The sequence below is a fragment of the Pseudomonas sp. 58 R 12 genome (assembly GCF_900005865.1).
GTDB lineage: Bacteria > Pseudomonadota > Gammaproteobacteria > Pseudomonadales > Pseudomonadaceae > Aquipseudomonas > Aquipseudomonas tritici.
Genome location: NZ_CVTP01000026.1, coordinates 177,824 through 199,244 on the forward strand (window position 1 = coordinate 177,824; position 21,421 = coordinate 199,244).

Annotated in this window: 15 protein-coding genes; 11 read left to right on the forward strand and 4 right to left on the reverse strand. The window is 59.9% G+C overall.

Features of this window, described 5'->3' with window-relative positions; genetic code table 11:
• Positions 1 to 23: 23 nt before the first annotated feature.
• Both BFP95_RS23640 and glnA read right to left on the reverse strand, forming a co-directional pair.
• Complete coding sequence (locus BFP95_RS23640; RefSeq protein WP_065875770.1) at positions 24 to 560, reverse strand: chorismate mutase; 537 nt, start codon at positions 558 to 560, stop codon at positions 24 to 26.
• Positions 561 to 740: 180 nt separating this feature from the next.
• The gene (glnA, locus tag BFP95_RS23645; protein WP_012721762.1) at positions 741 to 2,147 is read right to left on the reverse strand and encodes a type I glutamate--ammonia ligase; all 1,407 of its coding nucleotides are present in this window, start codon (positions 2,145 to 2,147) and stop codon (positions 741 to 743) included.
• Positions 2,148 to 2,479: 332 nt separating this feature from the next.
• Here glnA and thiI point away from each other — a divergent pair, with 332 nt between their 5' ends.
• Together thiI and typA are read left to right on the forward strand one after the other, a co-directional pair.
• The gene (gene thiI / locus BFP95_RS23650; protein WP_065879802.1) at positions 2,480 to 3,934 is read left to right on the forward strand and encodes a tRNA uracil 4-sulfurtransferase ThiI; all 1,455 of its coding nucleotides are present in this window, start codon (positions 2,480 to 2,482) and stop codon (positions 3,932 to 3,934) included.
• Positions 3,935 to 4,073: 139 nt separating this feature from the next.
• The gene (gene typA / locus BFP95_RS23655) at positions 4,074 to 5,894 is read left to right on the forward strand and encodes a translational GTPase TypA (protein WP_053140412.1); all 1,821 of its coding nucleotides are present in this window, start codon (positions 4,074 to 4,076) and stop codon (positions 5,892 to 5,894) included.
• A gap of 204 nt (positions 5,895 to 6,098) precedes the next feature.
• Here typA and BFP95_RS23660 read toward each other — a convergent pair whose 3' ends face one another.
• On the reverse strand, positions 6,099 to 6,533 hold the full coding sequence (locus tag BFP95_RS23660; protein ID WP_017529542.1) for a YkgJ family cysteine cluster protein: 435 nt from the start codon (positions 6,531 to 6,533) through the stop codon (positions 6,099 to 6,101).
• Positions 6,534 to 6,773: 240 nt separating this feature from the next.
• Here BFP95_RS23660 and BFP95_RS23665 point away from each other — a divergent pair, with 240 nt between their 5' ends.
• The 6 genes from BFP95_RS23665 to BFP95_RS23690 all read left to right on the forward strand — a co-directional run bounded on the left by BFP95_RS23665 (position 6,774) and on the right by BFP95_RS23690 (position 16,408).
• Complete coding sequence (locus BFP95_RS23665) at positions 6,774 to 9,224, forward strand: glycogen/starch/alpha-glucan phosphorylase (protein WP_065875768.1); 2,451 nt, start codon at positions 6,774 to 6,776, stop codon at positions 9,222 to 9,224.
• Positions 9,225 to 9,383: 159 nt separating this feature from the next.
• On the forward strand, positions 9,384 to 12,902 hold the full coding sequence (locus BFP95_RS23670; protein WP_065910797.1) for a DUF2339 domain-containing protein: 3,519 nt from the start codon (positions 9,384 to 9,386) through the stop codon (positions 12,900 to 12,902).
• The gene (locus tag BFP95_RS23675) at positions 12,902 to 14,257 is read left to right on the forward strand and encodes a DUF3999 domain-containing protein (protein ID WP_065910798.1); all 1,356 of its coding nucleotides are present in this window, start codon (positions 12,902 to 12,904) and stop codon (positions 14,255 to 14,257) included. Before BFP95_RS23670 ends, BFP95_RS23675 begins: the two co-directional genes overlap by 1 nt.
• A 109-nt stretch (positions 14,258 to 14,366) precedes the next feature.
• Positions 14,367 to 15,377 carry a class 1 fructose-bisphosphatase gene (locus BFP95_RS23680; RefSeq protein WP_003237460.1) on the forward strand — a complete coding sequence of 337 codons (1,011 nt, stop codon included), beginning with the start codon at positions 14,367 to 14,369 and terminating at the stop codon, positions 15,375 to 15,377.
• 176 nt (positions 15,378 to 15,553) lie between these two features.
• Positions 15,554 to 15,808, forward strand: coding sequence for a lipoprotein (locus tag BFP95_RS23685; RefSeq protein WP_049710452.1), 255 nt, complete (start codon positions 15,554 to 15,556; stop codon positions 15,806 to 15,808).
• Positions 15,809 to 15,838: 30 nt separating this feature from the next.
• The gene (locus BFP95_RS23690) at positions 15,839 to 16,408 is read left to right on the forward strand and encodes a lipocalin family protein (RefSeq protein WP_038841684.1); all 570 of its coding nucleotides are present in this window, start codon (positions 15,839 to 15,841) and stop codon (positions 16,406 to 16,408) included.
• Positions 16,409 to 16,533: 125 nt separating this feature from the next.
• Here the strand turns inward: BFP95_RS23690 and BFP95_RS23695 are convergent, their stop codons facing one another.
• Positions 16,534 to 17,898: a formimidoylglutamate deiminase gene (locus tag BFP95_RS23695; protein ID WP_065875765.1), complete on the reverse strand. Its 1,365-nt coding sequence runs from the start codon at positions 17,896 to 17,898 to the stop codon at positions 16,534 to 16,536.
• A 147-nt stretch (positions 17,899 to 18,045) separates the two neighbouring features.
• Between BFP95_RS23695 and hutC the strand changes: the two genes are divergently transcribed.
• The 3 genes from hutC (at position 18,046) to hutU (ending at position 21,386) form a co-directional block, all read left to right on the forward strand.
• Positions 18,046 to 18,756 carry a histidine utilization repressor gene (gene hutC / locus BFP95_RS23700; protein WP_173668614.1) on the forward strand — a complete coding sequence of 237 codons (711 nt, stop codon included), beginning with the start codon at positions 18,046 to 18,048 and terminating at the stop codon, positions 18,754 to 18,756.
• Positions 18,753 to 19,313: a HutD/Ves family protein gene (locus BFP95_RS23705; RefSeq protein WP_065910799.1), complete on the forward strand. Its 561-nt coding sequence runs from the start codon at positions 18,753 to 18,755 to the stop codon at positions 19,311 to 19,313. Before hutC ends, BFP95_RS23705 begins: the two co-directional genes overlap by 4 nt.
• Positions 19,314 to 19,715: 402 nt before the next feature.
• Positions 19,716 to 21,386, forward strand: a complete 1,671-nt coding sequence (gene hutU / locus BFP95_RS23710; protein ID WP_065875762.1) for a urocanate hydratase — start codon at positions 19,716 to 19,718, stop codon at positions 21,384 to 21,386.
• Positions 21,387 to 21,421: the final 35 nt, after the last annotated feature.

Sequence of the window (21,421 nt, forward strand, 5' to 3'; positions counted from 1 at the left end):
CATTGTGATCGGGGTTTACAGCCTCAGTTCTTCTGGATGCACAGCTCGGCCGTGGCGCGAATCATTGCCAGTTGCCGCAAAGGATCGTTCAGCGGCTCATGCACGGCCGTGGCGAGCCATTGCGGGCACTGCGGGTCGGTGCGCTGCGGGCTGAAATCGGCCAGTTGCTGCAGCAGGCGCTTTTGCAGTTCATCCAGCTGCGGGCGAATCTGCTTGACCAAGTCCGGGCGCGGATCATCGGGCGCCTTGCCCTGGAACTGCCAGTCGGACAGGTGCGTGTACTGCACCAGTTTGTTCGCTTCGATCTGTGCTGAGAAAAACTGCTCGGCGGTGGCGGGGTCCAGCTTGTAGCTCGGCGCCTGAGCGACGACGCTGGCGATCACCTCTTGTTCGCGCTTCTTATCTTCTACGGTTTTTTTGCTGTCCCATTTGCTCAGGGCTACCTGGTCGGCAATTTCCAGGCGCTCGGCGATGCTGTTGAGCAGAGGTTCAAGGGTGGGTGGCGCGGCGCTCGCACCGGTACTGACAAATAACAGAGCGAACACAAATCGGTATTTCAAAGGTGATCTCCTGTGGGAGCGGGCTTGCCCGCGATGGCGGTGGGTCAGTCATACATCAGGTGGCGGGCAGTACGCTATCGCGGGCCAGCCTGCTCCCGCATTCTTCACAAATCGCGGGCAAAAAAAGACCTCCTGAAGGAGGTCTTTTTTCAGCACGCCACGTTAAGCGGCGCTACCGGATCAGCAGCTGTAGTACAGCTCGTATTCCAGCGGGTGTACGAAGGTGCGAACCTTGATTTCTTCCGCGCTTTTCAGCTCGATGTAAGCGTCGATGAAGTCGTCGCTGAACACGCCGCCTTTGGTCAGGAACGCACGGCCCTTGTCCAGCTCTTCCAGGGCTTCTTTCAGGCTGCCACACACTTGTGGGATCTCTTTGGCCTCTTCAGGCGGCAGGTCGTACAAGTTTTTGTCGGCGGCGTCGCCAGGGTGGATCTTGTTCTGGATACCGTCCAGGCCGGCCATGACCAGGGCAGCGAAGGCCAGGTATGGGTTGGCTGCTGGATCCGGGAAGCGCGCTTCGATACGGCGAGCACGAGGGCTGGACACGTAAGGAATACGGATCGACGCGGAACGGTTACGTGCCGAGTAAGCCAGCATTACCGGTGCTTCGAAACCTGGGACCAGACGCTTGTAGGAGTTGGTCGACGGGTTGGTGAAGCCGTTCAGGGCCTTACCGTGCTTGATGATACCGCCGATGAAGTACAGGGCGGTGTCGGACAGGCCGGCATAACCTTCGCCAGCGAAGGTGTTCTTGCCATCTTTGGCGATGGACAAGTGAACGTGCATACCCGAGCCGTTATCGCCGTACAGCGGCTTAGGCATGAAGGTAGCGGTACGGCCGTAGGCAACGGCAGTGTTGTGTACGCAATACTTCAGGGTTTGAACTTCGTCAGCCTTGGCCACCAGGGTGTTGAACTTCACACCGATTTCGTTCTGGCCGGCAGTCGCCACTTCGTGGTGGTGCACTTCGATGACCAGGCCCATGTCTTCCATGGCGTTGCACATGGAGGTACGGATTTCGTGGTCATGGTCGAACGGCGGAACTGGGAAGTAGCCACCTTTGATACCTGGACGGTGGCCATGGTTGCCGCCTTCCACGTCCTGGTCGGACATCCAGGAGCCTTGTTCGGAGTAGATCTTGAACATCGAACCGGAGATGTCGGACTTGAACTTGACCTGGTCGAAGATGAAGAATTCTGGCTCCGGGCCTACGAATACAGTGTCGCCGATGCCGGTCGACTTCAGGTATTCCTCGGCACGCTTGGCGATCGCACGTGGGTCGCGGTCGTAGCCTTGCATGGTCGAAGGCTCGATCACGTCGCAAACCAGGATCAGGGTTGGCTCTTCGGTGAACGGGTCCAGCACGGCAGTGCTGTCGTCCGGCATCAGGATCATGTCGGAGGCTTCGATGCCTTTCCAGCCAGCGATGGAGGAACCGTCGAACATTTTGCCTTCTTCAAAGAAAGCATCATCCAGCGCATCGCGAGCCGGCATGGTCACGTGGTGCTGAGTGCCTTTGGTGTCCGTGAAGCGCAGATCAATCCATTTAACGTCATGATCTTTGATGAGTTGAACCGACTTCGACATAGTGTCCTCCGGGTGGCTTCGGGCTGGGTAGTGGAGTAGCCCTTAGAATTTGGGTGATGCCGGCGCGGATACTCCGCCATGGCAACCTGCCTCACAAGAGAGCAAATTGCATGCCAGTGCGCCAACATGGGTTTTTTGATCCAAAAACGCCCCTATAAAGGTGCATTGCGACAAAAGCGTAAAATCTTCGCACCGCAATGTGGCGCAATGGAACGAAAGCGCACCCATTTAGTGCGTTGCGTGTGCTATGCATATTAACTGGTTAAACCGTGAGCGATTTCCGCTATAATCCGCGCCCCCCTTTTTCAGCAGGCCCGGCGCGCGCTGTTTCCATGAAATTAATCGTTAAAGTCTTCCCCGAAATCACCATCAAGAGCCGACCGGTACGGATGCGTTTCATCCGTCAATTGGCCAAGAACATCCGTGCCGTGCTCCGCGATCTGGACCCGGCTGTGGTGGTGAATGGCGTGTGGGACAACCTCGAGCTGGAAACCCGTGTCACCGAGCCCAAAGCCTTGAAGGACATGACCGAGCGCCTGAGCTGCATGCCGGGCATCGCGCATTTCCTGCAGGTGGATGAGTACCCGCTTGGCGACTTCGACGACATCACCGAGAAGTGCAAACAGCACTTCGGTAATGAGCTGGAAGGGAAGATCTTTTCGGTGCGTTGCAAGCGTGCCGGCAAGCACACCTTTAGCTCCATGGATGTCGAAAAATACGTCGGCAGCAAGCTGCGTCGCGAGTGCGGCGCCGCCGGAATTTCCCTGAAAGCGCCGCAAATTGAAGTGCGCATGGAAATTCGCGACCAACGGTTGTTTGTGATCCACAGCCAGCACAACAGTATCGGCGGCTACCCGCTGGGCGCCCTGGAACAGACCCTGGTATTGATGTCCGGCGGTTTCGATTCCACGGTGGCGGCTTACCAGATCATGCGCCGCGGCCTGATGAGCCACTTCTGCTTCTTTAACCTGGGCGGGCGTGCACACGAATTGGGCGTGATGGAAGTTGCGCACTTTATCTGGAAGAAATACGGCAGCTCCCAACGCGTGCTATTTGTAAGCGTACCGTTCGAGGAAGTGTTGGGCGAAATTCTCGGCAAAGTCGATAACAGTCATATGGGCGTAGTTTTGAAGCGTATGATGTTGCGCGCTGCGTCGCGGATCGCCGACCAGTTGCAGATCGACGCGCTGGTGACCGGTGAGGCGATCTCCCAGGTGTCCAGCCAGACGCTGCCGAACCTGTCGCTGATTGACTGCGTGACCGAAAAGCTGGTGCTGCGCCCGCTGATCGCCAGTCACAAGCAGGACATCATCGACCTGGCCGAAGAAATCGGTACCGCTGATTTCGCCAAGCATATGCCTGAATATTGCGGGGTCATCTCGGTGAACCCCAAGACCCACGCCAAGCGCAACCGCGTGGAGTACGAAGAACAACAGTTCGACATGGCGATTCTTGAGCGTGCGCTTGAGAACGCCAAAATGGTCCCGATCGATCGCGTCATCGACGAACTGGGCCAGGACGTAAAGATCGAAGAAGTCAGCGAAGCCCTGGCCGGCCAGATCGTCGTCGACATCCGTCACCCGGATGCCGCCGAAGATGAGCCGCTGGAAATCGCCGGCATCGACGTACAAACGCTGCCGTTTTATGCATTGAACGCGCGTTTCAAGGAACTGGATAACAGCCGTCAGTACCTGTTGTATTGCGACAAAGGCGTGATGAGTCGCCTGCATGCCCACCATTTGCTCAGTGAGGGGCATGCCAATGTGCGCGTTTATCGACCGAGCTAAGAGCCCGGGGCTGTTTGCCTGTGGCCTGCGTCACCGGCCCCCCGACTCTGCCGTCAAGCTGTAACGGCAAGGCCTGACTCTACTGTAAATCGCTGCCACGACCTGTCAGCACACCGAATCCTCTGATCGAGATACACAAGTGATCGAAAATCTACGTAACATCGCCATCATTGCTCACGTTGACCACGGTAAAACCACCCTGGTAGACAAACTCTTGCGTCAATCCGGCACCCTGGAGCGCAACGAGCTCAACGACGAGCGCGTGATGGACTCCAACGACCAGGAAAAAGAGCGCGGTATTACCATCCTGGCTAAAAACACCGCTATCAACTGGAACGGCTACCACATCAACATCGTGGATACCCCGGGCCACGCCGACTTCGGCGGCGAAGTAGAACGCGTAATGTCGATGGTTGACTCCGTTCTGCTGCTGGTTGACGCTCAAGACGGCCCTATGCCGCAAACCCGTTTCGTGACCAAGAAGGCTTTCGAAGCCGGCCTGCGTCCGATCGTGTGCATCAACAAGGTTGACCGTCCAGGCGCGCGTCCGGACTGGGTTCTGGACCAGATCTTCGACCTGTTCGACAACCTGGGTGCTACCGAAGAGCAACTGGACTTCCAGGTTATCTACGCCTCGGCCCTGAACGGTATTGCCGGTCTGGAACACACCGCCATGGCGGAAGACATGACCCCGCTGTACCAGGCGATCGTTGACCACGTTCCACCACCGAAGGTTGACCGTGAAGGCCCGTTCCAGATGCAAATCTCGGCACTGGACTACAACAGCTTCCTGGGTGTTATCGGCGTTGGCCGTATCGCGCGTGGTAGCGTCAAGCCGAACACCCCGGTTGTGGCTATCGGCGCCGACGGCAAGAAGCGTAACGGTCGTATCCTGAAGCTGATGGGTCACCACGGCCTGCACCGCATCGACGTTGAAGAAGCCTTTGCTGGCGACATCGTATGCGTCAGCGGCATGGATTCGCTGTTCATCTCTGACACCCTGTGCCAGCCGGACACCGTCGAGGCGATGAAGCCTCTGACCGTTGACGAGCCAACCGTTTCCATGACCTTCCAGGTAAACGACTCGCCTTTCTGCGGTAAAGAAGGCAAGTTCGTGACCTCCCGTAACATCAAGGAGCGTCTGGACAAAGAGCTGCTGTACAACGTTGCTCTGCGCGTTGAAGAAGGCGACTCGGCTGACAAGTTCAAGGTGTCGGGCCGTGGTGAGCTGCACCTCTCGGTACTGATCGAAACCATGCGTCGCGAAGGCTTCGAAATGGGCGTTGGTCGTCCGGAAGTGATCATCCGTACCGTTGACGGCGTGAAGCAGGAACCGTTCGAAAACGTCACCATCGACACCCCTGAAGAATCCCAGGGCAAGGTCATGGAAGAGATGGGCCTGCGTAAGGGCGACCTGACCAACATGGTGCCGGATGGCAAAGGCCGTGTACGTCTGGAATACAACATCCCTGCTCGTGGTCTGATCGGTTTCCGTAACCAGTTCCTGACCCTGACCAACGGTGCTGGCATCCTGACCTCGATCTTCGATCGCTATGACACCATGAAGTCCGGCGACATGTCCGGCCGTCAGAACGGTGTTCTGGTATCGGTTGAAACCGGCAAGGCACTGACCTACTCCCTGGAAACCCTCCAGGCGCGTGGCAAGCTGTTCGTTGAACACGGTCAAGAGATCTACAACGGTCAGATCGTTGGTCTGAACAGCCGTGACAACGACATGGGCGTCAACCCAACCAAAGGCAAGAAGCTCGACAACATGCGTGCTTCGGGTAAAGACGAAACCATCGCCCTGGTTCCACCTGTTCGCTTCACCCTGGAACAGGCCCTGGAATTCATCCAGGACGACGAGCTGTGCGAAGTGACGCCTAAGTCGATCCGCCTGCGTAAGAAGATCCTGGACGAAGGCGAGCGTACCCGCGCTGCCAAGAAAGCCAAGAACTGAGTTAACTCAGGCTGAATGAAAAACGCCCCCGGTCGAAAGGCCGGGGGCGTTTTTTTATGCCTGCAGTTTGTGTGGTGTTTGTGCCGACCCTTTCGCGAGCAAGCCCGCTCCCACATTCGACCGCGTTGTTTCAGGATGAGCGCGGTCAAGTGTGGGAGCGGGCTTGCTCGCGAAGAGGCCAGTCAGAACACCCCAAAATCCAGATCAGAACTTATCGAGGGTCTTGAACTTAGTCTCGCGCACCACTTCCTTCGGCTTATACGCGCAATACCCAGGCCGTGGCCCGATCTTCGGGTGATTGCGGCAAGTATCCGGGCGCTTGTCATAAATAGTGCAGAAGCGCGTCTTACGATCCAGGTACAGGCAATCGTTGTTGCTCATGCGCTGCAGAGTAAAAATTTCTGACTTGGAATTGAAACGCTCGACGATGCCTTCCTTCTGCAAGCGCTTGGCGATGTTCTTTGGCGGGTCGCCGCGCTCGAACTCATCGACGATGCCGATGCGGATCAGGTCCTTGATCTTCACTTCGACCGGCAGCGTGCAGCAGCTGGACACGCAACCACCGCACATGTGCGCGGAATATTTCTGCCACGTTTCAAGACGGTCGAGTTCCGCGGCGGCGATCAGTTGAGGCTTCATCAGGGTTCCAAAAGGTGGGGCTGTATCCGGGCGCGCGATGATACCGGGATTGGTGATTTTTTGAACAATATTTTCCGGGTTTCTGCTGGAAGGCTTTTGGAACGTCAAAGCAGGCACGGCCCCTGCATCTAAATCCTGTATAGGTGAATGCGTTAAAAAACTGCCGAACCAGAGCGGCCGCCGTCTGTCAGACCGTCTAGGCTCTAGCAACTCCTTCTATCTCGCCCGAGGTCGCAATTGATGTCTCAGGAACCACTTGCACGAGAAGCAGAGGTAGCCGCGTTTCGCGATGCCGTCTTGACCAAACTCACCTACGCGGTGGGCAAGGACCCGGATCACGCCTTCGACCACGACTGGTTCGAAGCCATTGCCCTGGCCGCACGCGACCAGATGGTCGACCACTGGATGGACCATACGCGGCGTATTTACCGCAAAGGTCAAAAGCGCGTTTATTACCTTTCCCTGGAATTCCTCATCGGTCGTTTGCTGTACGACAGCCTGAGCAACCTTGGTGTGTTGGAGATCGCGCGCGAGGCACTCTCGGAGCTGGGCGTCGACTTGGAGCGCATCCGCCTGCTGGAGCCCGATGCGGCGCTAGGCAACGGTGGCCTGGGTCGCCTGGCCGCGTGCTTTATGGAAAGCATGTCGACGTTGGGCATTGCGGGTCACGGTTATGGCATTCGTTATGAGCACGGCCTGTTCCGCCAGGCGATTGTCGATGGCTGGCAACAGGAGCAAACCGAACGCTGGCTGGATTTCGGCAACCCATGGGAATTCGAACGGGCCGAAGTGATTTACCCGATCGGGTTTGGCGGCAGCGTCGAAACCCTGCCGGATGCTTCTGGCAAGCTGATCCAAGTGTGGACGCCGAGCGAAACCGTACGCGCGGTTGCCTACGACACCCCGGTGGTCGGCTGGCGCGGCGCGAGTGTCAATACCTTGCGCCTGTGGCGTGCTCGCGCAGTGGAAGACCTGCACCTGGAGCGTTTCAACGCCGGCGACCACCTGGGCGCCGTCGCCGAAGTGGCCCGCGCCGAAAGCATCTCCCGGGTGCTTTACCCCGCGGACAGCACCGAAGCGGGGCAGGAATTGCGCCTGCGCCAGGAATACTTCTTCGTCTCGGCCTCGCTGCAGGATTTGCTGCGTCGCCACAAGAACATGCATGGCTCGGTGCTGAGCCTGGGCGAACACGCTGCGATCCAGCTCAACGACACTCACCCGTCCATCGCCGTGGCCGAGTTGATGCGCCAATTGGTCGACTTGCACGACATTCCGTGGGAAGCGGCGTGGGACGTCACCGTCGAAACCCTTTCCTACACCAACCACACCCTGTTGCCCGAAGCGCTGGAAACCTGGCCGGTTGGCTTGATGGAGCGCATGCTGCCGCGGCACATGCAGATCATCTACCTGATCAACGCCCAGCACATCGACTCGCTGCGCGCCAAGGGCGTCCACGATTTCGACGTATTGCGCGCCGTATCGCTGATTGAAGAAGACAACGGCCGCCGTGTGCGCATGGGCAACCTGGCATTCCTCGGCTCCCACAGCGTCAACGGTGTGTCGGGCTTGCACACCCAGTTGATGCGCAACACGGTGTTCTCTGAGCTGCACAAGCTGTACCCGGAGCGCATCAACAACAAAACCAACGGCATCACCTTCCGCCGCTGGCTGTACCAGGCCAACCCGAAACTCACGTCGATGCTCGTGGACGCATTGGGCCCGGACATTCTCGACAACATGGAAACGCGCCTGGGCGAGCTGGAAACCTTCGCCGAGAAGCAGACCTTCCGCAAAGCCTTCGCCGATCAGCGCCTGCACAGTAAGCGCGCATTGGCGGACATCATTCACGAACGGCTGGGGATCGCGATCAACCCGGCGGCGATGTTCGATGTGCAGGTCAAGCGGATTCACGAATACAAGCGCCAATTGCTGAACCTGCTGCACACGGTGGCGTTGTACCAGGCCATCCGTGCCGAACCGGGCACCGACTGGGTGCCGCGTGTGAAGATCTTCGCGGGTAAAGCGGCGGCGAGTTATCACCAGGCCAAGTTGATCATCAAGTTGACCAACGACATCGCGCGCACCGTTAACAACGACCCGACCGTGCGCGGTCTGCTCAAGGTGGTGTTCCTGCCCAACTACAACGTCAGCCTGGCGGAAAGCATCATCCCGGCGGCGGACTTGTCGGAGCAGATCTCCACGGCCGGCTTTGAAGCCTCGGGCACCAGCAACATGAAGTTCGGTCTCAACGGTGCGTTGACCATCGGCACCATGGACGGCGCGAACGTGGAGATGCACGAGCGCGTCGGCGCCGATCACATGTTTATCTTCGGCCTCAGCGCGCAGCAGGTGGAAGCGCGAAAACACGCCGGTGAATTCAACGCCGGGCAGGACATTGCAGCGTCCCATCGCCTCAGCGATGTGCTGCAAGCGATTCGCGGCGGGGTGTTCTCGCCGGATGATCCGGGCCGGTATGTGGGGTTGATCGACGGGCTGATCGACTACGACCGCTTCCTGGTGTGTGCCGACTTCGATTCGTACTGGGAGGCCCAGGCGCGGGTCGAGGCGCATTGGCATGATTCCAAGGCGTGGTGGCGTTCGGCGGTGCTCAATACCGCGCGGATGGGGTGGTTCTCTTCGGACCGGACGATCCGCGAATACGCCACTGAGATCTGGAAAGCGCTCGACTAAACACGGCTGATCCCAAGGTGTGGGAGGGGGCTTGCCCCCGATAGCAGAGTGTCAGTTTGCAGATATGTCGACTGGTGCACCGCTATCGGGGGCAAGCCCCCTCCCACATTGGGCCCGCGTCGATATACTGAGCGCCGGTTTGCCTAGGGAATATCGACCATGCAATGGATTTTCATGCTGATTGGCCTTGCGCTCGGCTGGACGCTCGACGAGTCGTTCAGTGACGCGGGCATCGGTGCGCTGTTGGGGCTCGGCATTGGCCAGGCGATTCGCCTGGCGAAGCTGTCGGCCCAAGCGGACCAGCAGGCGCGTCAGTTGGAAACCACGCAAAAGTCGCTGATAGCGCTGGGTGAGCGCCTGCGGCAGTTGGAAGTGCCCGCGCCGACGAGCAGTGTCATCGTCGAAACACCCGTCCCTGAGCCGATAACTGTCACTAAAGCGCCCGAGCTTGTTTGGGAGCTGCCTGCCGACATCGCACCTGTTGCCATGGTCACCGAACCGAGCCAGCCGCTGCCGGCCGACGTTTGGACGCCTGCCCCAACTCCGCGCCCTCAAGCACCTGCGATTCATGGTGGCCCCAACTTGATCGAACGCGCCATCAGCGGCGCACGCAATTGGCTGTTTGGCGGCAATACCGTGCTGCGGGTTGGCGTGGTGTTGCTGTTTCTCGGCCTGGCCTTCCTGCTGCGTTACGCCACCGAAGGCATGGTGGTGCCGATCGAGGTGCGTTACGCCGGGGTTGCCGCTGCGGCGTTAGGCTTACTGGGCCTGGGCTGGTGGCTGCGGCTGCGTAACAGCAACTACGGCTTGATGTTGCAAGGCACCGGGATCGCGGTGTTGTACCTGACGGTGTTTGCTGCGATGCGTTTGCATCCGTTGATAGACCCGAGTGCGGCGCTGGGCTTGCTGGTGGCCGTCACGGTGTTTTCGGCGATCCTGGCAATCACCCAGGATGCCTTGGGGCTGGCCTGTGCGGCGGCGCTCGGCGGCTTTGCGGCGCCTATCCTCACGTCTACCGGTGCCGGCAACCATGTGGCGCTGTTCAGCTATTTTGCCCTGCTGAATGCCGGCATCCTCGCCATCGCCTGGTTCAAGGCCTGGCGTTTGCTCAACCTGATCGGCTTTGTCGGCACCTTTGGTATCGGCTTCGCCTGGGGTCTGCGCTCCTACACGCCGGAATTGCTGTGGAGCACCGAGCCGTTCCTGATTCTGTTTTTCCTGATGTACCTGATCATCGGCCTATTGTTCGCCCGGCGCAAACTGCTGGAGATGAGCGACGCGCCCGAGGATGACAGCCGTGGCGCGCTGCTGCGCTGGTCGGCGGCCAAGGGTGATTATGTCGACGGCAGCATGTTGTTCGGTCCGCCGCTGGTAGGTTTTGGCTTGCAGTTCGCGCTGGTGCAGCACGTGGAATTCGCCGCCGCGTTCAGCGCGTTGGGCTTGGGCGTCATCTACATGGGGTTGGCCCGGCTGCTGAGCGGCGGGCGCGCCTTGCTGTTGGCGGAGACCTGCCTGGCCCTGGGTGTGATTTTCGCCAGCCTGGCGATTCCCCTCGGGCTGGATGCACGCTGGACGGCTGCGGCCTGGGCGGTGGAAGGCGCCGGAATCTTCTGGCTGGGCTTGCGTCAACAGCGACCACTGGCGCGAGCGTTCGGCTTGCTGCTGCAACTGGGCTCAGCGGTGGCATTCATCAGTGAGTTGAGCGTTGGCGAGCACACCTTGCTGGACGGAGCGCCATTGGGTGCGCTGCTGCTGGGCGCGGCGTTGCTGTTCAGCTTTGATCAGTTGCGCAAGGCCTCTACCGAACAAGCGACGGATTGGGAGCGCAAAGGCCTGCCCGTGCTGGCGAGCCTTGGCTTGAGCTTTTTGTACCTGCTCGCACCCTTGCTGCTGAATACTCAAGGCACGGCTGTCAGTTGGGCAATCGCCGGTCTGGCGACGCTGTTTGTCGGCCTGCGCATTGGTTCGCGGACCTTCCTGTTCACTGCATTCGCCGTGCAGTTGCTGGGCGGCGCGTTGTTCCTGCTGCGCTTGCAGGGCGGTGACGGGGCGGCGGTATTCAATGCGGGCTGGAGTGGCTTGCTCACGGCTTCGCTGATCGGCCTAGCGTTGATTGGTGGCATGCTTCTGGCGGCGCGCGATGAGATGGTGCGCGGCGATGTACGGCTGTTACGTGGCTTGTCGGTGGTTCTGCTGGCGGGTCTTATCCTGATTAATCTCGCGGTGCTGTTCGTCTTGCCTTGGGAGAGCGCGAGCGGCGTGTGGGCGGCCAGCGGTTTGTTGATCATCTGGCTGAGCCTGTACCTGCAACAGCGCGTCAGCTTTGTGTTCGGCTTGTTGCTGCAACTGATCGGTGGCGGCTCGTTCCTGCTGGCGGTGCCGGAGTTGCTTGGCCCGTTGACCCGTGAGGGGCTGCGTCCGTTGGCCCATAGCGGTTTCTGGACGCCGATGGTGCTGGGCCTGGCGGCACTGGTCGGCGCCTGGCGCTTGCAGCGCGAACCCCACGCGCCGGTGTTTGCCGTGTTGAAATTGCAACGCCTGTCCGACTTGCTGCTGGTGTGGGGCACGGCTTGGTGGACGCTGGCATTGGTCGGCGAAGTGTTGCGGTTTATCCCGCAAGAGCTGCAGGGTCCGTTTCTGCTCGGCACCGCAGCAGTCAGCGTGGCGATCTGGGCGTTTCTGTCCGAGCGGCTGCGCTGGGCGTCGCTGGGCATGTTCTGCACCCTGTTGATGCCGGCGGCCGGTGTGGTGTTGCTGGTGTCTGCGCATAACTATTACCACCCGGCGGCGCAGTACGGTTGGCTGGCTTGGTTGGCGGTGTTTGTGGTGCATTTCATCTCGCTGCGGCGTTTGGCGGCGGTGGTTCCGGCCAAGGTGCTGAGCGCGGCGCACGTAGTGGGCTGCTGGATGCTGATCGGCGTGCTGGCGCTGGAGGTGCATTACGGCCTGCTGGTGCTGTCGAGCGAGTACAACGCCTGGCGCTGGCTGGGCTGGGCGATTCTGCCAAGCCTGTATCTGGTGCTGGCCGCCGCGCCGCGCCGTTGGCCATGGCCGGTATCGGCGTACCCAAGGGAATACCGCGTGCTGGCCGCGCTACCGCTGGCGGTGCTGATGTTGGGGTGGTTCTGGCTGGCGAACAGCTTCAGCGACGGCACGGCCGAGCCGTTGCCTTATGTTCCGCTGCTCAACCCGTTGGATCTGGGCTTGTTGTTCGCGCTGCTGGGCATTTACCTGTGGTCGCGCAGTGCGGCGCCTGAGCGTGGGCCGCGTATTGAATTGATCGCCCAGGGCGTGGCGGGTGTCTCGCTGTTCGCCTTCTTTACGGCGTTGGTGATGCGTACCGCTCATCATTGGGGCGGCGTGCCGTTTCAATTGGATGCGTTGCTGGAGTCGATGCTGGTGCAGGCCGGCCTATCGATCGTCTGGACCTTGATTGCCCTTGGCCTGATGATCGGCGGTCACCTGCGCCATCGTCGCGAAGTGTGGCTGATCGGCGCGGCGCTGATTGCGGTGGTGGTGGCCAAACTGTTCTTTGTCGAACTGAGCAACCGTGGCGGCCTGGCGCGGATTGTGTCGTTTATCGGTGTAGGCGGGTTGTTGCTGGTGGTGGGCTACTTTGCGCCGCTGCCGCCAAAACGCGTTGAACCTGTGACTGAAACCGAGGGGGCGTCTTCTTGATGGGCAAGCTGAAACTGAGTGGTTTGGCGGTATGGCTGGCGTGTTCGGCAGCCTTTGCACAGGAAGTTCCGTCCGACTTCACCACCCAGGTACCGCTGGCCGTGAGCGGTAGCGGGCCCTGGTATCGCCTGGAACTGCCACTGGCGGTGCAATTGAGCGCGCGCCAGGCTGATCTCAGCGATGTGCGTGTGTTCAACGCCGCCGGCGAGCCGCAGGCTTATGCGTTGTCGCGTCAATCTTCGCAACGCACCGAAAGCCGCAACGTCACCGACGTGAAGTGGTTCCCGCTGTACGCCGCCGACACCCAGCAAGCCCTGCCCGACGTGGTGATGAAAGCCACCAGCACAGGCACCCTGGTGGAAATAAAACCGTCTACCGCGCCAAAGCCCGGCAAGCAAGTGCTGCGCGGCTGGGTATTGGACGCCAGTGCGATCAAGGCGCCGTTGCAGCAATTGAGCCTGGATTGGAGCCGCGAGCAAGAGGGCTTCCAGCGTTTCAGCATTGAGGCCAGTGATGACTTGCAGCACTGGCAAGCCTGGGGCGATGGGCAGGTGGCGCGCTTGTCATTCGCCGACGAGCGGGTCGAGCAGCATGACGTGAACTTGCCTGGGCAATCGGCACGTTACCTGCGCCTTGTCTGGCAAGGCCAGGCGGCGCCGCTGCTGACCTCGGCAAGGCTGGTGAGCGCGACGAGCAGTAGCCTGCCGATGCCGTTGGTGTGGTCGCAACCCTTGGCGGGCAAGCGGCTCAACGCCGGGGAGTACAGTTGGCAGTTGCCCACGGGGCTGAGCATCGAGCGACTGCGCATCGAATTGAAGCAACCCAACACGCTGGCGCCCGTTACGCTGGCGGGGCGCAGGGACAGCAAACAGGCGTGGCAGCCACTGAGCAATGGCGTGCTGTATCGCCTCACCCAGAATGGCCAGGACGTGGTGCAGGATGAATTGCAGCTGCCGGGCCAAACGGTCGCCGAACTCAAGTTGGCAGTGGATGAACGCGGCGGCGGCCTGGGCATTGAGGCGCCAGCGCTGCGTTTTGCGGTGCGCGCCACGCAGTTGGTGTTCCTGGCCCGGGGCGAGCCGCCATTTACACTGGCGCTGGGGAATGCATCGGTCAAGGCGGCGAACCTTCCGCTTTCGACCTTGATCCCTGACTACAGCGCCGAGCGTCTCAAGGCATTGGGACAAGCGAAAGTCGCCGGGGAAGTCGCGGTGACGTCGCCGCCGATCGTAGCGGCTGCCGATGCCGGCACGAACTGGAAAAAACTCGGGCTCTGGGCCGTGTTACTGCTCGGCGTGGCGGCACTGGGCGCCATGGCCTACAGTTTGCTGCGCAAGCCGCCGGTGGCACGTTAAATAAAGTCCATGAACTCTATTGGGTTTAAATCCTCTGATAGGAGGAAATACGCCCCGACTCGCGCTAAACTGCGCGGGTTTTCAAGCCCCCCATTCTCCGGAGCCATACATGTCCCGCGTTACCTTGAGTCGCTATTTGATCGAGCAGACCCGCAGCAACAACACGCCTGCCGATCTGCGCTTCCTTATCGAAGTGGTGGCGCGTGCTTGCAAGGAAATCAGCCACGCCGTGTCCAAAGGCGCACTGGGTGGTGTCCTGGGCAGCATGGGCACTGAAAACGTGCAGGGCGAAGTGCAGAAGAAACTCGACGTCATCTCCAACGAGATCCTGCTCGAAGCCAACGAATGGGGTGGTCACCTGGCCGGCATGGCGTCCGAAGAAATGGACAATGCCTACCAGATCCCGGGCAAGTACCCGAAAGGCGCGTACCTGCTGGTGTTCGACCCACTGGACGGCTCGTCCAACATCGACATCAACGCTCCCGTCGGCACCATCTTCTCGGTACTGCGTTGCCCTAACGAGTACTTGAGCCAGAACGAAGCCCTGAACGAAAAGGCCTTCCTGCAGCCAGGCACCGAACAGGTCGCGGCTGGTTACGCGATCTACGGCCCGCAGACCATGCTGGTATTGACCCTGGGCGACGGCGTCAAAGGCTTCACCCTGGACCGCGAAATGGGCAGTTTCGTACTGACCCACGAAGACATCACCATTCCTGCGTCTACCCAGGAATTCGCGATCAACATGTCCAACCAGCGCCACTGGGAAGAACCTGTGACCCGCTACGTAGGCGAGTTGATGGCTGGCGAAGAAGGCCCGTTGAAGAAAAACTTCAACATGCGCTGGGTCGCCGCCATGGTGGCCGACGTGCACCGCATCCTGACCCGTGGTGGCTTGTTCATGTACCCTCGCGACAGCCGCGAGCCGTCCAAGCCGGGCAAATTGCGCCTGATGTATGAAGCCAATCCGATGTCGTTCCTGGTTGAGCAGGCAGGCGGCGCGTCCACCGACGGTCACCAGCGTATCCTCGACATCCAGCCTGAAGGCCTGCACCAGCGTGTGGCGGTATTCCTGGGTTCGAAAGAAGAAGTTGAGCGTGTGACGGCCTATCACAAGAAGTAAGTTGCGGCGATAAGTGATCGGCGTTATTGGGAGCCGGTTCACCCTTAAAGAAGCCCCGAAACGTTTCAGCGTTTTCGGGGCTTTTTTGTTTTCGTTCGTCGGGAACCAGAAACCTCTTTTCCCTTCTAAGCTTCTGGCAGACCCCCATGCTGCTTAGTCCCTCCAGGAGTTTTTCCATGTCGTTACGTCGTCTCGCCTTGCTGACCTTTTGCGTGCTGTTGGCCGCTTGCAGCAAGGTCAACCAAGAAAATTACGCGAAGCTTTCCGCTGGCATGCCTAAGGCTGAAGTGGAATCACTGCTGGGTCAGCCGACTGACTGTTCCGGCGCACTGGGCATGTCCAGCTGCACCTGGGGCGATAAAAACAGCTTTATCAGCGTGCAATATGCCGGTGACAAGGTTCTGATGTTTTCCGGGCAAGGCCTGAAGTAAACCGGGGCGAAAGCCTGCGGGAGAAGAAGAATGATCCGTTTTGTTTTGTTTCTTTGTGCCAGCCTGTTTTTGGCGGGCTGCGCCAGCCATTCTGGCGATGATCTGCAACCCAAGACTGCGAGCAACGTCAACCTCAAGCGTTACCAGGGCACTTGGTATGAGTTGGCCCGATTGCCGATGTACTTCCAGCGCAACTGCGCGCAGTCCGAAGCCCGCTACACATTGCTGCCTGATGGCGACATGTCGGTGTTCAACCGCTGCCTGACGACCGAGTGGAAGTGGGAAGAAGCCAAGGGCACGGCTACGCCGCAAGTGCCGGGCAAGACTGACAAGCTTTGGGTGGAATTCAATAACTGGTTTACCGCACTGTTGCCGGGCGTTGCCAAGGGCGATTACTGGGTGTTGTATGTCAGCGATGACTACAAGACCGCGATTGTTGGCAGCCCGAGCCGGCGGTACATGTGGATTTTGTCGCGCACGCCTACGGTGAGCGCCGACACTCGCGAAGACCTGCTGAGCAGGGCGCGGCAGCAGGGTTATGACACCACGCGGTTGATCTGGCGCACGTCGGACAAGCAGATGGCGAAGACTTCGCAGTAAACGGAAACACTGCCGATCAAATGTGGGAGCTGGCTTGCCTGCGATAGCATCACCTCGATATGCCTGACATACCGAGGTGCTTGCATCGCAGGCAAGCCACCTCCCACATGTGTTTTAGGGTGTTCTTAACTCAGCAAATCTCTCAAGACTTGTGTGAACGCCCGGCTGCTTTCCTCTTCGCCGGCATGCCGCCCATCCCGCACCACCCACTTCCCGTTCACCAGCACATCACGCACCTGCCGATCCCCACCGGCAAACAACCAGCGATTCAAAATCCCGTCTTCGCTTGCCGTCGCCAGGTACGGATCATTGCCATCCAGTACCAGCCAATCCGCACGTTTACCCACTTCCAACCGGCCAATCGGCTGCCCCAATGCCTGGGCGCCGCCGTCCAGCGCCGCGTCAAACAGCGTGCGCCCCACCATCGGCTGATCATCGCGATACAAGCGGTTACGCCGTTGATCGCGCAGGCGCTGGCCGTATTCGAGCCAGCGCAATTCCTCCACCACGCTCAGTGACACATGGCTGTCGGAACCGATGCCCATGCGTCCGCCTTGGGCGAGAAAATCCACGGCCGGGAAAATCCCGTCACCCAGGTTAGCCTCGGTAGTCAGGCACAAACCGGCAATTGCGCGGCTCTTGGCCATGCGCGTGACCTCTTCAGGATCTGCATGCGTGGCATGCACCAGGCACCAGCGTTCATCCACCTCGACATTGTCATACAGCCATTGCAGCGGGCGCTTTCCGCTCCAGGCCAGGCAGTCGTCGACTTCTTTCTGCTGTTCGGCAATGTGGATATGCACCGGGCACGCCTTGTCGCTGGCGGCCAGCACTGCATGGATTTGCTCGGGCGTGACGGCGCGCAGCGAGTGGAAACACAACCCCAACTGCTGCGCCGGCTGTGCTGCCAGGATCGGTTTCAGCCGCGCCTGCAGGTCCAGATAGTGTTCAGTGCTGTTGATAAACCGCCGCTGGCCTTCATTCGGTGCCTGGCCGCCAAACCCGGAGTGGGTGTAAAGCACAGGCACCAACGTCAGGCCAATGCCACTGCTGGTCGCTGCCTGGCTGATCTGCCGCGACAACTCCGTGCGGTCGGCATACGGCTGGCCGCTGACATCGTGGTGCACATAGTGAAATTCGGCCACCGAGGTATAACCGGCCTTGAGCATCTCGATATACAGCTGACGCGCGATGACGTGCAATTGCTCCGGACTGATCTTGCCGACCATGCGGTACATCAGGTCGCGCCAGGTCCAGAAACTGTCATTCGGGTTGCCGGCCACTTCTGCCAAACCTGCCATTGCACGCTGGAAAGCGTGGGAGTGCAGGTTCGGCATACCCGCCAACACCGGGCCTCTCAGCCGTTCGGCAGCGTCTGCGCTGGCATTGGCCTCAACCTTTGTCAGCACCCCATCTGCGCTGACTTCAAGACGTACATCGTTGGCCCATCCATTAGGCAGCAGCGCGCGTTCGGCAAAGAAAGCGGACATGATCAAGGCACCCCGGTCGTGTGTTTATTTGTATATACATATACAGACGTTTGCCTGCTCGGTAAACTCCGGCAATCTATGCATCTTTTTCCCCTGCAAGGATTCCCTGTGCCGACTCCGCCTGCCAAGTCTTCGCTGGCTGCCCACATGGACGAAAGTCCGGCGCCCTTGTATGCCCGCGTCAAACAAATGATCAGCCAGCAGATCCTCAACGGCAACTGGCCGCCTCATTACCGTGTGCCGTCGGAGAGCGAACTGGTCAGCCAGTTGGGTTTCAGCCGCATGACCATCAACCGCGCCCTGCGCGAGCTCACCGCCGAAGGCTTGTTGGTGCGCATGCAGGGCGTCGGCACCTTCGTCGCTGAGCCCAAGAGCCAGTCCGCGCTGTTTGAAGTGCACAACATTGCCGATGAGATCGCTTCTCGCGGTCATCGACACACCTGCCAAGTCATCACCTTGGGCGAAGAAGCTGCCGGTTCCGAGCGCGCCGTCGCCCTGGAAATGCGCGAAGGCGGGCGGGTCTTCCACTCGTTGATCGTGCACTTCGAAAACGATATTCCCGTGCAAATCGAAGACCGTTTCGTCAATGCACTGGTCGCCCCGGAATACCTGCAACAGGATTTCACCCAACAAACGCCCTACGCCTACTTGAACCAGGTTGCACCGTTGACCGAAGGCGAGCACGTGGTCGAAGCCATCCTCGCTGACGCCGCCGAGTGCAAGCTGCTGCAGATCGAGCCCAGCGAACCGTGCCTGTTGATCCGTCGACGCACCTGGTCGGGCCGCCAGCCGGTGACGGCCGCGCGTTTGATTCACCCCGGTTCCCGTCACAGCCTGGAAGGACGTTTCAGTAAATGAGTTCCGTAAAAGTCTGGCGCGCTGCGGATTACGTGCGCATGCCCTGGAAAAACGGCGGCGGCAGTACCGAAGAAATCACCCGTGATGCCGGCGCAGGCCTGGATGGCTTTGGCTGGCGCCTGTCGATTGCGGATATTGCGGAATCGGGCGGTTTTTCCATCTTCGCCGGCTACCAGCGGGTGATCACCGTGATCAAAGGCGCCGGCATGGTGCTGACCGTGGATGGCGAAGAACAGCGTGGGTTGTTACCGCTGCAACCTTTTGCGTTCAAGGGTGACAGCCAGGTGGAGTGCCGCTTGATCACCGGGCCCATCCGCGACTTCAACCTGATCTATTCGCCGCAGCGTTACCACGCGCGGCTGCAATGGATCGACGGTGTGCAGCGTTTCTTCAGTACGGCGCAGACGGTGCTGGTGTTCAGCGTTGCCGATGAGGTGAAGGTGCTGGACGAGAAATTGGGTCATCACGATTGCCTGCAAATCGACGGTAACACTGGCCTGTTGGACATTTCCGTCGCCGGCCGTAGCTGCATCATCGAACTGACCGCACGCGGTTAAAAATGTGGGAGCTGGCTTGCCTGCGACAACGGCGTTTCAGTGCTAAATGTGCTGACTGACACGCCGCCATCGCAGGCAAACCAGTTCCCACAATTGTTTTGTGGGGAACATTAAATCTGTTTCCAGTCTCTGCACCAGTTTGTTACCGAATGCCCCAGCGTGGCGCAAAACGACGTTGTCGTGACAAACCTCCCTCGCAGCAAAAGCCTCCCGTAAGAAATTTCATCAAGCCTCGAAGCCTTAATTTCCAAGGCTCGCGCAGGCATCCCCAAAAATTCTCGGCAGCTCTTTTAGAAAGTTGGCCGCTTGATTGCATATGCTTGTATGTACAAGTAAAGATGTGTGCGTAAGAGTCCACTTCGCACCAACACAGTATGCGCATCAATCGCCGAGGAGTTTTTTGTGACTAAGCCAACCAAGTACCGTGACGTAGAAATCCGCGCCGCCCACGGTAACAAGCTCACCGCCAAAAGCTGGCTGACTGAAGCGCCGCTGCGCATGCTGATGAACAACCTCGACCCACAAGTGGCCGAGAACCCGAAAGAACTGGTGGTATACGGCGGTATCGGTCGTGCGGCGCGTAACTGGGAGTGCTACGACCAGATCGTCGAGAGTCTCACCCACCTCAATGATGACGAAACCCTGCTGGTGCAATCCGGCAAGCCGGTTGGTGTGTTCAAGACCCACAGCAACGCTCCGCGCGTACTGATCGCCAACTCCAACCTGGTGCCGCACTGGGCCAGTTGGGAACACTTCAACGAGCTGGATGCCAAGGGCCTGGCCATGTACGGCCAGATGACCGCCGGCAGCTGGATCTACATCGGCAGCCAGGGCATCGTCCAAGGCACCTACGAAACCTTCGTCGAAGCCGGTCGCCAGCATTACAACAGCGACCTGACCGGCCGTTGGGTCCTCACCGCCGGCCTCGGCGGCATGGGCGGCGCCCAACCACTGGCTGCAACCCTGGCCGGCGCGTGCTCGCTGAACATCGAGTGCCAGCAGGTCAGCATCGATTTCCGCCTCAGCAGCCGCTATGTCGACGAGCAAGCCACGGACCTCGACGACGCCCTGGCGCGCATCGCCAAATACACACAGGAAGGCAAGGCCATCTCCATCGCCCTGTTGGGTAACGCGGCGGAAATCCTGCCGGAACTGGTCAAGCGCGGCGTGCGCCCGGACATGGTCACCGACCAGACCAGCGCCCACGACCCACTCAACGGCTACCTGCCGGCCGGCTGGACCTGGGACGAATACCGCGCCCGCGCCAAGACCGAACCGGCTGCCGTAATCAAGGCCGCCAAGCAGTCGATGGCCGTGCACGTCAAAGCCATGCTGGAATTCCAGAAACAAGGCATCCCGACCTTCGACTACGGCAACAACATCCGCCAGATGGCCCAGGAAGAAGGCGTGGAAAATGCCTTCGATTTCCCAGGCTTTGTACCGGCGTACATCCGCCCACTGTTCTGCCGTGGCATCGGCCCGTTCCGTTGGGCTGCACTGTCCGGCGACCCGCAAGACATCTACAAGACCGACGCTAAAGTCAAAGAGCTGATCCCCGACGACGCGCACCTGCACAACTGGCTGGACATGGCCCGCGAGCGCATCAGCTTCCAGGGCCTGCCGGCGCGTATCTGCTGGGTTGGCCTGGGCCAGCGCGCCAAGCTCGGCCTGGCGTTCAACGAAATGGTACGCAGCGGCGAGCTGTCGGCTCCGGTGGTGATCGGTCGCGACCACCTCGATTCCGGCTCGGTCGCCAGCCCGAACCGCGAAACCGAAGCCATGCAGGACGGTTCCGACGCCGTGTCCGACTGGCCGCTGCTCAACGCCTTGCTCAACACCGCCAGCGGCGCGACCTGGGTCTCGCTGCACCACGGCGGCGGCGTGGGCATGGGCTTCTCCCAGCACTCCGGCATGGTCATCGTCTGCGACGGTACCGACGAAGCGGCTGAGCGGATCGCCCGCGTGCTGCACAACGACCCGGCTACCGGGGTGATGCGTCATGCGGATGCGGGTTACCAGATCGCGATCGACTGCGCCAAGGAGCAGGGCCTCAATCTCCCGATGATCAAATAACAAAATGTGGGAGCGGGCTTGCTCGCGAATGCGGT

What these genes read in the sequence shown, in the direction of transcription:
- thiI (WP_065879802.1), top strand. Translation starts at nt 2,480, where the DNA reads ATGAAATTAATCGTTAAAGTCTTCCCCGAAATCACCATCAAGAGCCGA.
- BFP95_RS23705 (WP_065910799.1), top strand. Translation starts at nt 18,753, where the DNA reads ATGAGTTCCGTAAAAGTCTGGCGCGCTGCGGATTACGTGCGCATGCCC.
- BFP95_RS23675 (WP_065910798.1), top strand. Translation starts at nt 12,902, where the DNA reads ATGGGCAAGCTGAAACTGAGTGGTTTGGCGGTATGGCTGGCGTGTTCG.
- BFP95_RS23680 (WP_003237460.1), top strand. Translation starts at nt 14,367, where the DNA reads ATGTCCCGCGTTACCTTGAGTCGCTATTTGATCGAGCAGACCCGCAGC.
- glnA (WP_012721762.1), bottom strand. Translation starts at nt 2,147, where the DNA reads ATGTCGAAGTCGGTTCAACTCATCAAAGATCATGACGTTAAATGGATT.
- BFP95_RS23665 (WP_065875768.1), top strand. Translation starts at nt 6,774, where the DNA reads ATGTCTCAGGAACCACTTGCACGAGAAGCAGAGGTAGCCGCGTTTCGC.
- BFP95_RS23695 (WP_065875765.1), bottom strand. Translation starts at nt 17,898, where the DNA reads ATGTCCGCTTTCTTTGCCGAACGCGCGCTGCTGCCTAATGGATGGGCC.
- BFP95_RS23660 (WP_017529542.1), bottom strand. Translation starts at nt 6,533, where the DNA reads ATGAAGCCTCAACTGATCGCCGCCGCGGAACTCGACCGTCTTGAAACG.
- hutC (WP_173668614.1), top strand. Translation starts at nt 18,046, where the DNA reads ATGGACGAAAGTCCGGCGCCCTTGTATGCCCGCGTCAAACAAATGATC.
- BFP95_RS23685 (WP_049710452.1), top strand. Translation starts at nt 15,554, where the DNA reads ATGTCGTTACGTCGTCTCGCCTTGCTGACCTTTTGCGTGCTGTTGGCC.
- BFP95_RS23670 (WP_065910797.1), top strand. Translation starts at nt 9,384, where the DNA reads ATGCAATGGATTTTCATGCTGATTGGCCTTGCGCTCGGCTGGACGCTC.
- BFP95_RS23690 (WP_038841684.1), top strand. Translation starts at nt 15,839, where the DNA reads ATGATCCGTTTTGTTTTGTTTCTTTGTGCCAGCCTGTTTTTGGCGGGC.